The sequence below is a fragment of the Pedobacter sp. 01T416_2 genome (assembly GCF_056398925.1).
The window spans coordinates 1-1,522 of sequence record NZ_JBFTQI010001065.1; the positions used below are offsets into that span (position 1 = coordinate 1).

The following is a 1,522-nucleotide window of genomic DNA, read 5'->3' on the forward strand; positions in this document are numbered from 1 at the left end:
AATATTTAATGTCCAGTTTATCTGCATAAGAAGCTACAATGGCCTTTGCATCGTTTTTCGAACCATCTTCTATAACCAAAACCTCAAACTGTAGATAAGTTTGTTTAGTTAGGGTGTTTAAAAGTTCGTCAATTTCTTGAGGACGATTGTAAAGTGGAATGATGATGGAGAAAAACATGTCTTGAAGCTGAAAGCTGAAAGACTAAAGACCAAAGCGCTTTATGCTTTAAGCTTTAGTCTTTCAACTTATTTAAGTTCTTTTTCGATTAAATATTGATTTCTTTCTGGTGCGTTACGCGATAAGAGTTCTGCAATAAAACCTGCCAGGAACATCTGCGAACCAACAACAATGGCAACCAGTGATAAATAAAACAAAGGTTGATCGGTTACATCGCGATAGGCTAAGCCCTGCCATATCAAATATTTCTTTTCGAATAATATATAAAGCGCCATGATTATACCGATAAAGRAGCTTAAAACCCCTAACGAACCAAAAAAGTGCATTGGGCGTTTGCCGAATTTACCAACAAAAAATATAGAAAGTAAATCTAAAAAGCCGTTTATAAACCTGCTAAAGCCGAATTTTGTTGTGCCATATTTGCGGGCACGGTGTTCTACCACCTGTTCGGATATTTTACTAAATCCCGCCCATTTGGCAATTACCGGGATATAACGGTGCATTTCGCCGTAAACTTCGATGGTTTTGATCACATCGCTACGGTAAGCTTTTAAGCCACAGTTAAAATCGTTCAGTTCTATACCGCTCATTTTACGGGTAGCGGCGTTGAATAATTTAGTTGGAATAGTTTTCGTAATCGGATCGTAACGTTTCTTTTTCCAGCCTGAAATGATATCAAGCTTTTCGTCTTTTATGCGGCGGTATAATTCAGGGATTTCATCCGGACTATCCTGCAGATCGGCATCCATGGTAATGACCACATCGCCCTGAGTAGCTTCGAAACCAACATTTAAGGCTGCAGATTTACCGTAGTTCCTTCTAAACTTAATGCCTTTAATGGCAGGGTTTTGAAATCTTAACTCTTCAATCACCTCCCATGATCTATCGGTACTACCATCATCAACCAAAATAATTTCGTAACTGAAATTATTGTCGATCATCACTTTATCAATCCAAGCCGTTAATTCTGGCAAAGATTCATCTTCATTAAATAAGGGTACTACTACTGATATATCCATTTTTGAGTATTATCGTCATTGCGAGAAGGAACGACGAAGCAATCTATTATAAGATTGCCACACCCCTGCGCATTTCCCACGCTTCGTTCGCAATGACGCATTATTAAAAACGTGCAAATTTCATCAAATTAAATGATAAAACCTGCACGTTCAAAATTTTATAAAAGAAATTAATCTTCCTTTGGAAACGAATCGAATGTAACTGGTTGTTTTTTCTTTAAGATAGCTGAAAGGATTAAAGAAAGTACCCCATACAGTGCAAGTGAAACACCAAAGCTTGTAAAAATGTTTTTAAAAGTAGGTTCAAGCTTCTCCTGCATATTGC

At 37.3% G+C, this 1,522-nt stretch carries 2 protein-coding genes; both read right to left on the bottom strand.

Annotation, left to right across the window (positions count from 1 at the left end):
* On the bottom strand, positions 1–178 hold a 178-nt coding region (locus AC1DPQ_RS27375), incomplete at its 3' end, for a glycosyltransferase family 2 protein (protein ID WP_477611509.1).
* A gap of 68 nt (positions 179–246) precedes the next feature.
* Positions 247–1,197, bottom strand: coding sequence for a glycosyltransferase family 2 protein (locus AC1DPQ_RS27380; RefSeq protein WP_477611508.1), 951 nt, complete (start codon positions 1,195–1,197; stop codon positions 247–249).
* Positions 1,198–1,522 lie beyond the last annotated feature (325 nt).